The 12,998-nt window shown below is 58.1% G+C and carries 11 protein-coding genes; 10 read left to right on the top strand and 1 reads right to left on the bottom strand.

The genetic code is table 11. The features are described from left to right. Positions 1-59 precede the first annotated feature (59 nt). From ACTQ52_RS03100 to ACTQ52_RS03085, 4 genes are all read left to right on the top strand, one after another. Positions 60-413 (top strand): cupin domain-containing protein, encoded by a 354-nt coding sequence (locus ACTQ52_RS03100; protein WP_410042797.1) that lies wholly within the window; start codon positions 60-62, stop codon positions 411-413. Between the two features lie 99 nt (positions 414-512). Beyond that, complete coding sequence (locus tag ACTQ52_RS03095; protein WP_441981774.1) at positions 513-1,604, top strand: alpha/beta hydrolase; 1,092 nt, start codon at positions 513-515, stop codon at positions 1,602-1,604. After that, positions 1,597-2,097 (top strand): GNAT family N-acetyltransferase, encoded by a 501-nt coding sequence (locus ACTQ52_RS03090; RefSeq protein WP_441981773.1) that lies wholly within the window; start codon positions 1,597-1,599, stop codon positions 2,095-2,097. The genes ACTQ52_RS03095 and ACTQ52_RS03090 overlap by 8 nt, the downstream gene beginning before the upstream one ends. Before the next feature lie 175 nt (positions 2,098-2,272). Next, positions 2,273-2,938: a hypothetical protein gene (locus ACTQ52_RS03085; RefSeq protein ID WP_441981772.1), complete on the top strand. Its 666-nt coding sequence runs from the start codon at positions 2,273-2,275 to the stop codon at positions 2,936-2,938. 210 nt (positions 2,939-3,148) lie between these two features. On the opposite strand, the gene ACTQ52_RS03080 is transcribed toward ACTQ52_RS03085, so the two are convergent. Beyond that, complete coding sequence (locus tag ACTQ52_RS03080) at positions 3,149-4,615, bottom strand: bifunctional metallophosphatase/5'-nucleotidase (RefSeq protein ID WP_410042792.1); 1,467 nt, start codon at positions 4,613-4,615, stop codon at positions 3,149-3,151. 292 nt (positions 4,616-4,907) lie between these two features. Here ACTQ52_RS03080 and ACTQ52_RS03075 point away from each other — a divergent pair, with 292 nt between their 5' ends. The 6 genes from ACTQ52_RS03075 (at position 4,908) to ACTQ52_RS03050 (ending at position 12,989) form a co-directional block, all read left to right on the top strand. Then, positions 4,908-6,263 carry an exonuclease SbcCD subunit D gene (locus ACTQ52_RS03075; protein WP_441981771.1) on the top strand — a complete coding sequence of 452 codons (1,356 nt, stop codon included), beginning with the start codon at positions 4,908-4,910 and terminating at the stop codon, positions 6,261-6,263. 1 nt (position 6,264) lies between these two features. Then, positions 6,265-9,183, top strand: a complete 2,919-nt coding sequence (locus ACTQ52_RS03070; protein ID WP_441981770.1) for an AAA family ATPase — start codon at positions 6,265-6,267, stop codon at positions 9,181-9,183. Between the two features lie 423 nt (positions 9,184-9,606). Beyond that, the gene (acpP, locus tag ACTQ52_RS03065) at positions 9,607-9,828 is read left to right on the top strand and encodes an acyl carrier protein (RefSeq protein WP_410042789.1); all 222 of its coding nucleotides are present in this window, start codon (positions 9,607-9,609) and stop codon (positions 9,826-9,828) included. Positions 9,829-9,912: 84 nt separating this feature from the next. Continuing rightward, the gene (accD, locus tag ACTQ52_RS03060) at positions 9,913-10,947 is read left to right on the top strand and encodes an acetyl-CoA carboxylase, carboxyltransferase subunit beta (RefSeq protein WP_441226470.1); all 1,035 of its coding nucleotides are present in this window, start codon (positions 9,913-9,915) and stop codon (positions 10,945-10,947) included. After that, positions 10,944-11,870: an acetyl-CoA carboxylase carboxyltransferase subunit alpha gene (locus tag ACTQ52_RS03055; RefSeq protein ID WP_441981769.1), complete on the top strand. Its 927-nt coding sequence runs from the start codon at positions 10,944-10,946 to the stop codon at positions 11,868-11,870. Before accD ends, ACTQ52_RS03055 begins: the two co-directional genes overlap by 4 nt. 105 nt (positions 11,871-11,975) lie before the next feature. After that, positions 11,976-12,989 carry a ketoacyl-ACP synthase III gene (locus ACTQ52_RS03050; protein WP_441981854.1) on the top strand — a complete coding sequence of 338 codons (1,014 nt, stop codon included), beginning with the start codon at positions 11,976-11,978 and terminating at the stop codon, positions 12,987-12,989. The last annotated feature ends 9 nt before the right edge of the window (positions 12,990-12,998 follow it).

The raw sequence follows: 12,998 nt of genomic DNA, 5'->3' as shown, positions 1-12,998 counted from the left end.
AAATAGAGGCATCACAGGCGGTCGTCTGCGACCGCGACACAGAAAAGGGAGAACCACAGATGTTACATCATGAGCACAAGAATGAACGTTGGGTATTTTATAAGGATATCGTCACAGAGTCCGGTGGGGAGGGCGTCACGAAGCGTGTCCTTGCGTACTCCGATGACGTGATGGTCGTCGAGAATACCTTCGATGAGGGTGCCATCGGCAAGCTCCATCATCACCCGCACACCCAGATCACCTATATCAAGTCCGGTAAGTTCGAGTTCACGATCGATGGGGAGAAACACATCGTCACCGAGGGCGATACCCTTCTGAAGACCGACGGTGTCGAGCACGGCTGTGTCTGCCTCGAAGCCGGACAGCTCATCGACATCTTCACACCATACCGCGAGGATTTCGTGAAGGACTGAGTACGACACGCACTGCCGGGCGACTGCATTGAACGACCATATCACGGGGATGCTCGAAACGTCGAGGCCCCGTGATTTTTACGATAGATGGAGGCAAGTATGATTTACACAGGTATATACGATGCAAAACTGATCTACGAGGAAGCCCAGGAGGCTACGCTTTCCGCCGGTCGGCTCCCGCTGAACGTCGCCGCGCAGGCGGAGGCCATCCAGGGTGGTTTTTCAGATGCCCTCACCGCAGCGCGTGCCCATGGCTCTTCCGGGGCCAATGCTGAGAAATTCGCTGATCCGCTCAGTGGGTGCGCAAATCGGGCGATGCAGACAGGCGTATCGATTCCGGGCTATCCGCATCCGGTACATACTGGAAAGCAGTGTGGCACGGTGATCGTGATTCCGGGTGGCGGCTACCGCTTTCTCAGCCACCGGGAGTGGGAACCAATCGCCCATGCCTTTAACGCCTATGGCTTTCGTGCACTTGTCTTCAACTATGACTGTGCGAGCGAAATCCTCGGCTTACGCCCGCTGAAACAGGTCGCCTGGGCCATCGGAAAGACGCGGGAGCTCTTCCCGGAGGAGCCGGTTTATCTATGCGGCTTCAGCGCCGGCGCACATGTTGCTGCCTCTGTCGGCATTCACTTCGATGATACGGACTGGAACGGCGATCCGATTTTCACCGAGGTACTGGAGGCGCTGCATCAGACCTCGGCCGATCCTGCGCAGCTCTTCCGTCCGGATGGACTGATACTCTGCTATCCGGTCATCAGTTCTGGAGCGTTCTGTCATCCCGGAAGCTTCGAGCGTCTGCTAGGAAAACGAGAGGACTTCATCGCGAAGTACGGTGAGGATACGGATTACGAACGCGCACGCCGCTGGTTCTCGCTCGAGACCCAGGTGCACGCATCGACTCCGCGGACCTTCGTATGGCAGACCGTCGAGGACGATTCCGTGCCGGTACAGAACTCGCTGCTCCTCGTGAACGCACTCGTCGAGCACGGCATCCCGGTGGAGTACCACCTCTATCCGAAGGGTGTGCATGGCCTCAGTCTCTCGACCGAGGAGGTCGTCGAACCGACGAAGCATCGCGAGATCGATCTCCACATCGCCGACTGGTTCGAACGCGCCATCGACTGGCTACTGTACAGTGAAGATAGTATAAGCTCAACAAACCTGGAGTGTGGAAAAAATGAGTGAAGAGTTTAACATCCGACATGCGCGTATAGTGGATATCAATGCGATCACCGCAGTGGAAGCTGCGTGCTTCCCGGCAACGGAGGCCGCGACGCGGGAGGAGTTTGAAGGGCGCATCCAGTATTATGGTGATCATTTCTGGCTGCTGTACGAGGGGGATCAGCTGATTTCCTTCGTGGATGGTTTCGTGACGGATGAAGCAGATCTCACGGATGAGATGTATGAGCGTGCGGAGATGCACGACGAACATGGTGCATGGCAGATGATTTTCGGCGTAAATACTCTGCCGGCGTACCGGAATCGGGGTTACGCCGGACGACTGCTCCGCCGCGCCATCGAGGACGCCCGGCAGCAGGGGCGAAAAGGCCTTGTCCTGACCTGTAAGGACCGCCTGGTGCACTACTACGCGTGCTTCGGCTTCGTGGATGAGGGCATCAGCGACTCTAAACATGGAAACGTCGAGTGGCACCAGATGCGGCTGACCTTCGGCGATTAATTTCCTCTGATGGACCGATGGTAAGCAAGCGGCGCTGTGGTATAATAAATATATCTGTACTACTTCAAATGAAATTTCAAACCGGATTGAAAGGAACGTCCTTATCATGAAGAAAATGGCTTTATCATGATGAGTTTTGATTCTTATTGCAGACGATAAAGAGGGGGAAACAGCGATGGCAGATGAGCTGAAGAATACGACGACAGGTGCCGGCACCGTACCTGCAGGAACGCAGAAGCGGGCACCGCGAAACGATGTGAATGGCGTGCCGAGAACAGAGCGCTTGCGCCGCCCGGCCGATCCGAATGAGCTGCTGACCCATAACCAGCCACCGCGTCGTGCCATCCAAAACCGTCCGGCCGATCCGGAGCGGATGGGTGTACCGCTGCAGGCGGTGAAAAAGGAAGATGCATCGAGCTACACCGGTGGACTCGCAGCAGAGGAAGCCGCCGCGAAGCAGGCGAAGTCCCGCCGCAACAGCGACAGCTTCATGCCGGGTGCCGGCTATGAGGGACCGACCAATGCAGAGCTGATGATCGAAATCCGGCGGAACCGCTACATCATGATTACAGTGCTCGTACTGGTGCTGATCATGCTCATCACCTTCTTCGGTTTCGGCATCTACATCTACCGCACCTTCCAGACCTACGAAACGCAGCTGCAGGATGCCTTTGAAACCATGGAAAAGATCGACGATATGGTCGGCAGGCTTCAGCGCACCTACCAGGCCTACAGCGGTCAGATCGACGATTTCTTCGATGTCGTCAGCGAACTGAAGGGCTATGTCGAGACCTTCAAGAGCCTCCTCGGCTCACTTCCGAAGATCCAGCTCCCGTTCTAAGAGAAAATCGGTCATATGTCAGCACCGGTAATGCTAAATATCAGAAGCATGGAGTGGGAACGAGATATGAATAGATAGGATGTATACTGAGGTGGGCAGTCAAGCAAGAGATGTCCACTAAAGGCTCCATTAAAAATCAGCCGGTGAGCAGAAAATCCGCTCACCGGCTGTTACTGTTCAGGCCGGAGGGGCGGCAGCGGGATGTGAGCATCACGCCTCCACGACGAGACGTCCCTCCACTTCGCGTGCGAGGTGCTGGTTCACGGTGATGTACTCCTCGACGACATCGCGGGCCGAGGTGGAGAGTACACTGGTCTTGCCGTTTTCCTCTGCCTCCTCGAGGGTGATGTCGAGAAACGGCTTCAGGTTCGTGTAGTGGTACTTCTGCATCGCGACGGTGTAGAGGCGGTCGGCGTGCAGCGGCTCACCGTCGAGCGTCAGCTCACGGAAGGCCTGGGCGCTGCGGGACCAGACGATGTGCATGCCATGCGAGAACTGGTAGAACTCCGTGTGCTCGCCGACGAAGGCATCCTCCCGGAGGATATGCCGGATCATGCGCTCGAGCTGCGTGCCGGTGACCTTCAGCATGAAGACTGCGTCGTCATACGGCAGACACTCGACGAGGTCGCCGTAGTGCACCACCGGACCGAGGACCTCGCTTCGGATCGCACCGGAGCCCATCAGCATGAGGTCGATCGCGAAGCTGTCGCGCAGGATATCCGCGATGAGGTTACCGAGCGAGGTTTCCTGATTGCGTTTCGGATGTGTCAGCTCATGTGCGAAACGGGTGACGATGCGATCGTACTTCTGAGAGGTGACATCCCGGTAGTGTCGGATAAAGTTCTCCACCTCACGGTCACGCGGGCAGTGGCTGTCGTCGATCGGGATGATCTGCCAGGTGAAGCTGTCGATGGCGTTCCGGTCGGTATCCACCATGATGTCGAAGCGGCCGATCTGATTCGTGCCCGTACCGGCCTGTACGACGTAGATGTCATTGACCTTCGCCGGCGCCTCCGGAAGTGTATGGCTGTGGCCGCCGATGATGATGTCCACGCCCCAGTCCGGGTCGAGCATCTCGGCGAGCTTCTTATCCTCCTCGAAGCCGATATGCGTGAGGAGCACGGTGAAGTCGATATCGATGGCATTGTACGCGTTACAGATGTTGCCGACCTCATGCGCGGCTTCCGCGATATCGACGAAGGAGCCGATCAGCTCGTCACTCTTCGTGGCAGCGAGGACCTCCTCGGTGATGATACCGATGAAAAGAATCTTCATGCCGTCGAGCTTCGCGATCCAGTATGGCCGGAACATGCGGCGACCGTTCGACTTGATGTGGAGATTTGCGTTGATGATCGGGAAGTCGGCGCACTTTTCGAGGAAAAGGAGATGCGCGAGACCGTAGTCGACCTCATGGTTTCCGATGGTTGCGACATCTGGTCCGACCAGGTTCATGATGCCGATCGTGGAGGTGCCCTTATACTCCGAATCGATGACACTGCCACGGAACATATCGCCCGCGACGGCATAGATCACATTCCGCTCCTCCCGGCGGACCTTGTTGACATAGCCGGAGAGTAGTGACACACCACCCACCAGCTTCTCGTCGATCTCCTCCTCGAGGAAATCACCATGCATATCGTTCGAATGCAGAATCGTCAGCTTCTTCAGGTTCTTCATAAAGCGCCTCCTTTCTTCAGCGGTAATGACAGATATATACTCATAGTATAACTTATAATCAATATTAAATATTTTTATTTTAATGAAATGAGTGGGTGGAAAATATAAAATGCAGGCGATTCTGTTCTGAAAATGAATGTTATTGAAAAATAAGGGCACAATATCCCTGAATTGTTAAAGTGGAAAATCATTCCTTGATATAGGAAAAATCATTTATAATAAAATACGTGTGAAAGCTTACCAGCTTAATGTCGGTGTGGCTGAAATAGGATAGTGTTCGAAAGGATTTACCATGAAATTCATCCATCTCGCGGATCTTCATATCGGGAAGCGCGTCAATGCATTTCCGATGCTGGAGGATCAGCGTTACATTCTGAAACAGATTCTCACGATCCTGCGCGAGGAGCGGCCGGACGGTGGCGTCATCCTCGCCGGCGATATCTACGATAAGGCGATTCCGAGCGCGGAGGCGGTCGAGCTCTTCGACGAGTTCCTCACCCAGCTCGCCGCGCTTAGGCTGCGCGTGTTCATCATCGCGGGCAACCACGACTCGCCGGAGCGCATCGCCTTCGGAAACCGTCTCATGGACCGCTCCGGCATCTACCTCTCACCGGTGTACGACGGCCACGTGAAGCGCATCACCTGCCCGGACAGCGCCGCGTCCGTCACGCTCTCCGCCGCCAATGCTGTCGACCTGAACGCCGGTACCCACTCCGTAGAATCAGCGTCGACCTCCGCAGCTGCATCCACCTGTCCACCGGTCGATGTCTATCTCCTGCCGTTCCTGAAGCCGGCCAATGTCCGTCGCTTCTACCCGGAGGAGACCATCGAGAGCTACACGGATGCCATGCGGGTCGCGATCGCGTACATGGACATCGATCCGACGCACCGGAACCTCCTCGTGACGCATCAATTCGTGACCGGTGCGAGCCGCTCCGACTCAGAGGACATCTCCGTCGGCGGCAGCGATAACGTCGACGCATCGGTGTTTGCACCGTTTGATTACGTGGCGCTCGGGCACCTGCACGGACCGCAGCAGGTCCGGTTCCAGCCGACACCCGAGGAGGATGCTTCCGATCAGGATGCGACCCCGGCAACATCCTCAACAGACCGTTCAGAAAGCCCCGCATCGACGGTGGAAAACACGACCGTCGGCCCGATCATCCGCTACGCCGGCACCCCGCTGAAATACAGCTTTTCGGAGGCTCGCCATCACAAGTCCGTGACGGTCGTCGAGATCGGGGAGAAGAAAGCAGACGGCGTGGTGGACGTCTGCATCAGCACACGGGAACTCCGGCCACTTCATGACATGCGGGAGATCCGTGGCAGTTATGAGGAGCTTACGCTGCGCGCGAACTACGAGGGCACGGCGACGGACGATTACATCCACGCGACGCTCACCGACGAGATCGAGATCCCGGACGCGGCGCGGCACCTGCAGGTGATCTACCCGAACCTGATGAAGCTTGACTACGACAACGCGCGGACGCGTGGGCAGGGCAGTGAGCGTCTGGAGCTCGAACAGCTCGAGGAGAAGTCACCGCTCGACCTGTTTTCAGAGCTCTTCGAGAAGCAGAACCATAAGGAGATGACCGAGGAGCAGGCACGTTACGTACAGGCGCAGATGGAGAAAATCTGGGAGGCATAGAATGCGACCACTGAAATTAAAGCTATCCGCTTTCGGACCCTATAAGGGCGTGACAGAAATTGATATGGAGAAGCTCGGCGAACGCGGGCTCTATCTCATCACGGGCGACACCGGTGCCGGCAAGACCACGATCTTCGACGCGATCACCTTCGCTCTGTTCGGCGAGGCCTCGGGTGAGAACCGGACCGCCGGGATGCTGCGCTCGAAGTATGCGGAGCCGGAGACCCCGACGGAGGTCGAGATGTGCTTCCGTTACCGTGGGCAGGACTATACCGTGAAGCGAAATCCGGAGTACGAGCGCCCGGCGAAGCGTGGCGGTGGCACGACGATCCAGAAGGCGGACGCAGAGCTCACGCTGCCGGACGGCGCGGTGCTCACGAAGCCGCGGGAGGTCGACCGGAAGATCCTGGAGATACTCGGCGTCAACCACCAGCAGTTCTCGCAGATCGCGATGATCGCGCAGGGCGACTTCCTGAAGCTGCTGCTCGCGGACACGAAGGAGCGCCAGGAAATCTTCCGAAAGCTCTTCGAGACCGAGCACTATAAGGCACTGCAGATGCAGATCCTGAGCGATGCGAAGCGGCTCTTCGTCGAAAAGGAGGATGCGCGGAAGGCCATCGAGCACTATGTGCAGTCCACGACGGCGGATCCGCTGAGCCCGCTCTCTGTCGAACTGGAGTACGCGCATAAAGGGGCGATGCTGACGGCGGACGTGCTGACACTGCTCGAGAGGATCATCGCGGACGACGAGATGCGACGCGGACAGCTCGAGACGGAAATCAACGAGGCGAGCGCGGCGCTCGAAAAGATCAGCGGCCACCTGACGGCGCTCGGAGCGTATCAGAAGCTGCAGTCGGATCTCGACCGTACGAAGGCGCAGCTCGAGGAGGCGGAGCCGAAGCTCGACGTGCTGCAGAAGCGCTATGAAGCGGAGCAGGCGCGGGAGCCGGAACGAAAAGAACTGGAGCGCCGGATCACCGTGCTCACAGAGATGCTGCCGCAGTACGCGGAGCTCAGTACGCTTCTGCAGGCACAGACGGCGCGGGAGAAGGCGCTCGACAAGCTGATTTCCGAACAGGCGAAGCGGACAGCGAAGCAGACGAAGGGACAGCAGCAGCTCGAAGCAACGAAGCGGGAGCTGCAGACCCTCGGTAGTGTGGAGGCGGAGCTTGCGACGAAGCAGGCGGCGCAGGAGGCCAATGCACGGAAGCAGAGTGAACTCCGTTCCCTGCAGGCGAACTATGAGGCGCTCCGCCGAAAGCATCGTGCGCTGAAGACGGCACAGGAGGCCCTGAAGACGGCGATGACCCGCTTCGAAGAAGCAGATGCTTCCTATAAGGAGCGAAACCGGGCGTTTCTCTGTGAGCAGGCGGGTATCCTCGCACGCGATCTGAAGTCAGGGGATACCTGTCCGGTCTGCGGGCATGTCATCACCGAAGAGAGTCATCTCGCGACCCTTTCCGAGACGGCACCGACAGAAGCCGATGTGCAGAAGGCACAGCAGCTGTCGGAGCAGCTTCACCGGGCGATGGATGAAAAGAGCCGGACTGCCAATGGACTGAAGGGTGACTACGAGGCCTCGGCACAGCATGTGCTGCAGCAGTGTGCGATGCTCCTCGGTGATGTGAAGATGCAGACCCCGGATGCACCGGAGGCAGCCGCAACCTGCGAGGGCACGACAGAAACGAAGCACGAGGACGCGGTACGTAGGCCATCGGAGCACAGCGACGCACAGGCACCGACCGGAACCGTGGTGGTGACCGCCGCGGTACTGAACGAGGGCTACCAGCGTGTGCAGGCGGCGTGTGCCGACACGCAGACAGCAGCAGGCACGCTTGAGGCTGCCGTGCAGGAACTGACGCTTCGGTCCAAGCGAAAAACTGGCCTTGAACAGCAGATCCCGGAGGCAGAGCGGAAGCTCGAAGCACTGAGCGGAGAAATCCGACAGGCGGAGGCGAAGCAGATCGAGCTGCAGACGGCACAGAAGGCCACCCATGATGAAATCGAAAAGCAGCAGGCGAAGCTTCCGTTCCCGACGGAACGCGAAGCCCGGGCAGAAATCAGTCGCCTCGATGGTCTTAGGACCCAGGCCGACGCGGCACTCGCACAGGCAGAGCAGGCGCTTCGTGCCGAAGAGAAGACACTCGCGGAGCTGCGCGGTTCGCTGCAGCAGCTTTCGGAGCAGGTGAAGATGGCGGAAGGTGCGCAGTATGATGCCGGGACGGAGCGGGCGGAGCAGACACGCCTCAGCGGTCTCCGACAGCAGCGGCGGGCGGAGGCCGATGGTGTCATTGCCCGTATAGAGACGAATAAGGCGCAGCTTACACGAATCAAGGAGGGCGCAGCAGAGCTCAGCGAGAAGGAGCGGCACTATGCCTGGATGAGCGAGCTCTCGAACACCGCAAACGGCACGGTAGCCGGCAGCGAGAAGATGACGCTCGAGACCTACATCCAGACGACGTACTTCGACCGCATCCTTCGGCGGGCGAACACGCGCCTCATGATCATGAGCGATGCGCAGTATGAGCTCGTGCGTCGGAAGAGTGCCGACAATATCAAATCGCAATCGGGCCTCGAGCTGGACGTGCTCGACCACTATAACGGAACACTGCGTTCGGTGAAGACGCTGTCGGGTGGAGAGTCCTTCAAGGCCTCCCTCAGCCTCGCCCTCGGACTCAGCGACGAGATCAGCTCGAGCGTCGGCGGCATCCGTCTCGACACCATGTTCGTCGATGAGGGCTTCGGCTCCCTCGACGAGGATTCGCTGCATGCGGCGATCCAGGCACTCGCGGAGCTCACCGAGGGGCATCGCCTCGTCGGGATCATCTCCCATGTCGGAGAGCTGAAGCAGCAGATCGATAAGCAGCTCGTCGTCACGAAGGACCGCGCCGGCGGCAGCCAGGTCGAGGTGATCGCCTGAAAACAGGTAAGAAGCTGTGTTCACCGGCTTCGATGAAGTGGTGAGAAGCATGGGGTCTGACCCCCATTTGCTTACGGAGAGAACCTGAATTCTGCCCTATGGGGGTCAGACCCCTTTGACTCCAGATACGAAACATGGTTCATCGATTATTTAAAAAAATATACATAGTTCAAATTTTTTAAAGAACGGAGAGGATGAAAAGGACGGAAATGCGTCTTTTCCATTCCTCTCCGTTTGTCATAGTTTTCAAAACTATTTCCACTTCTGAATTTCTTCCATTGACTTCCTATGCTACTTCACGTATTCTATGCACCATCGCGAGGAAAGTTAAAATATTTTAATAAAAAATGTTTAACTATAAATACTCGTAAACAGAACACAAACATAAGATGAATCGCCGGGCTACGGCAAAAGGAGAACAAAATGGATTTCGAGCAGGTTAAGGACATTATCGTAGATACACTCGCATGTGATGAGGAGAAGGTTACCCCGGAGGCACGCTTCCAGGAGGACCTCGAGGTGGATTCCCTCTCGCTCGTAGAGCTGCACATGGCCCTCGAGGATGCACTTGGTAAGACCATCCCGGATGGCGAGATCGGCAAGATGGCGACCGTACAGGATCTCGTTGATTACTGCCAGAACTAAAACAGAGTATATGTAAGCGTTCAGCTCGGTTTTCATCAGAAAATCGGGCTGTTCTAAAGAGAAGGTTTATATAGGAGGTGGGCCATGAAGTCGCCTATCAAGAAGGTTTATGAGCTGTATAAGAACCGTGCGTTCGAGAAGAAGGCCCGGGAGGATATGATCGGACACGTCGGTGTTCACTTTACCTGGCCGCTTGCCGGAAAGAGCGCGGGTGCTGAGAAGGCAGAAAAGGCAGAGGCGAAGGCGGATACGAAGGCAGAGGGAGAGAAGAGCAGCGGTCGGAGTCTTCCGGCGGTGATGATCCCGTCGAGCTTCATCACCTGCCGGAGCTGCGGACGTCGTGCACTCCGTCGTAGATGGGAGGAGAACTGCTTCATCTGTCCGACCTGCGGAAAGTATGCACCGCTCGGCGGCTACTATCGTCTCAAGCTGATCCTCGATCCAGGCAGCTTCAAGGAGCTGGATAGAGATATCGCGGCCGAGGATCCGCTGGGCTTCCCAGGCTATAAGGAGAAGATCGAGAAGCAGGAGGAGAAGACCGGCCTTTCCGAGTCCGTCATCTCCGCGGTCGGCACCATCGAGGGCATCCGCCTCGTGACGGTCGTCCTCGACAGCCGCTTCTTCATGGGCTCCATGTCCCGTGCGGTCGGCGAGAAGGTGACCCGTGCGGTCGAGTATGCCGACGCACATCATCTGCCACTCCTCATCTTCAGCGCAAGCGGCGGCGCCCGTATGCAGGAGGGCATCTACAGCCTCATGCAGATGGCGAAGACCAGCGCAGCCATCGAGACCTTCAGCGAGCACGGCGGTCTCTACATCAGCTTCCTGACCCACCCGACCACAGGCGGCGTCACCGCGAGCTTCGCGACCCTCGGGGACATCACCCTCGCAGAGCCGGGCGCACTGATCGGCTTCGCCGGACCACGTGTTATCGAGCAGACCATCAACCGCAAGCTCCCGAAAGGCTTCCAGCGCGCCGAGTATCTCGAGAACCACGGCTTCGTGGACCGCATCGTGAAGCGCAGTGAGATGCGCGATGTACTGACCGACATCCTGAAGCTGCATGTCGATTCCGGCGTGCAGCCTGGAGCGGTCACCACCAGGGAGGTAAATGCATGATTAAAGACATCATCGAACAGGCCGAAGCACTCGAACAGAGAATCCATACGCTTTCACTGACGAAAGAAGAGATGGAGGCCAATGCGGAGGAAATCCGCCGTCTGGACCAGAAGCGTACACAGCTGCTCGCCCAGTGTGCGGATCTCTCGGCGGCGGATCGTGTCTATCTGGCCCGTCATCCGAAGCGTCCGCACATCGACGATTTCATCGAGCATCTCTTCACCGACTTCTTCGAGCAGAAGGGGGATCATCTCTATGATGAGGATGCGTCCATCTATGGTGGCATCGCCCGCTACAAGGGCATGCCGGTGACCGTTCTCGGGCATCGCAAGGGCCGCACGATGGAAGAGAATATCCGTTACAATTTCGGCATGCCGCGTCCGGAGGGCTATCGTAAGGCACTTCGCCTCATGGAGCAGGCCGAGAAGTTTGGACGCCCGATCATCACCTTCGTCGATACGCCGGGTGCCTATCCTGGTATGGAGGCAGAGGAGCACGGACAGGGTGAGGCCATCGCACGGAATCTCGCGGCGATGAGCAGCCTGCATGTGCCGGTTATCGCGGTCGTTACCGGTGAGGGCAACTCCGGCGGAGCGCTTGCGATTTCCGTTGCCAACCAGATCCTCATGCTCGAAAACGCCGTGTACTCGGTACTGAGCCCGGAGGGCTTCGCCTCGATCCTCTGGAAGGACGCAGGCCGTCACGAGGAGGCCTGCGAGGTCATGAAGCTGACCGCCCGCGATCTTCGTGAGGCCGGTGTCGCGGATCATCTGATCCCGGAGCCGCTCGGCGGTGCGCAGACCGATCCGGAGCGCCTCTATGCAAGCCTCGACATCGTGCTTGAAAAGAGCCTGAATGACCTTCTGAAGCTGAGCCCGGAGGAGGTTCGGAAGCAGCGCCAGGAGAAGTACCGGAATATTTAATTGTGAGCGCAGGCACCGCGTACACCGGTGCGCAGCGGCGTGTGAACACCACTGTCGCCCGGTGCGGAGGCGCTTTGACATAAGTGAGGAGAAACCTTGAACGAAATGAAACTCATCGGCCTCGGGGCCGCGTATCCGGGCCGACTGGTGACCAATGACGACTTAAGTCTGGAGATGGATACCTCCGATGCCTGGATCTATCCACGTACCGGTATCCACGCACGCCGCTTCTGCACGGCAGAGGAAAGTGCCGTGACCCTCGCCATCGAGGCGGCCGGAAAGGCACTCGCAGAGGCGGAAAGCCAGGGCGTTCCGGCGTCGGACATCGGCGCGATCGTCGTGGCGAGCATGTCCGCAGACCTCGCAACCCCGAGCATCGCAGCGATCCTTCAGCGGGAGCTCCGGCTTCTGGAGGTGCCGGCCCTCGACATCAACGCCGCCTGCAGCGGCTTCATCTATGGCCTCGAGGTCGCACGCAGCCTCGCCGCTGTGAGCGGCCGGCGCTATGCCCTCGTGGTCGGCACAGAGCAGCTGTCCCGTCTCCTCTCGATGGAGGACCGCTCCACCGCGATTCTTTTCGGCGATGGTGCGGGTGCAGCCGTGATCGAGTGCACAGAAACAGCGGGAAACAGAGAAGAAGCGGCACCGTACGTACGTCTTTTCGGCTCCCGCGGATCCGATGTGATCCTCGCGCCGGGGGTCTATACGGGTGCGTATGAAGCGCGGGAGGAGACGAACGCAGAGACCGTCTGCATTGACCATATGCTGATGGACGGTAAGGAAGTGTTCATGTTCGCCTGTGACATCATCCCGCGCATCATCGGCGGCCTGCTCGAACAGTCCGGCGAGACGATGGAGGACATCGATCATGTGGTCTGCCATCAGGCAAATGCCCGCATCATCCGGCATGTCTACCGGGCGATGCACTGGCCGGCAGAGAAGTTTTTTATGAATATGGAAAAGCTTGGAAATACCAGCGCTGCATCGATTCCGACGGCGCTTTACGATATGCAGCAGCAGGGACGCCTTCAGCGTGGCGAGCGACTGATCCTCGCAGGCTTCGGCGGCGGACTCACCTGGGGCGGCTGCATCCTGAGCTATGACGCACCGACACGGTAAAGGAGAGAT

Origin of the sequence: Oribacterium sp. Sow4_G1_1, from assembly GCF_052116105.1 — a bacterium.
In the GTDB taxonomy this organism is placed as follows: Bacteria; Bacillota; Clostridia; order Lachnospirales; family Lachnospiraceae; genus Oribacterium.
Note: the sequence above shows the minus strand (reverse complement) of the source record. Positions and strands in the feature narration are given on the sequence as shown.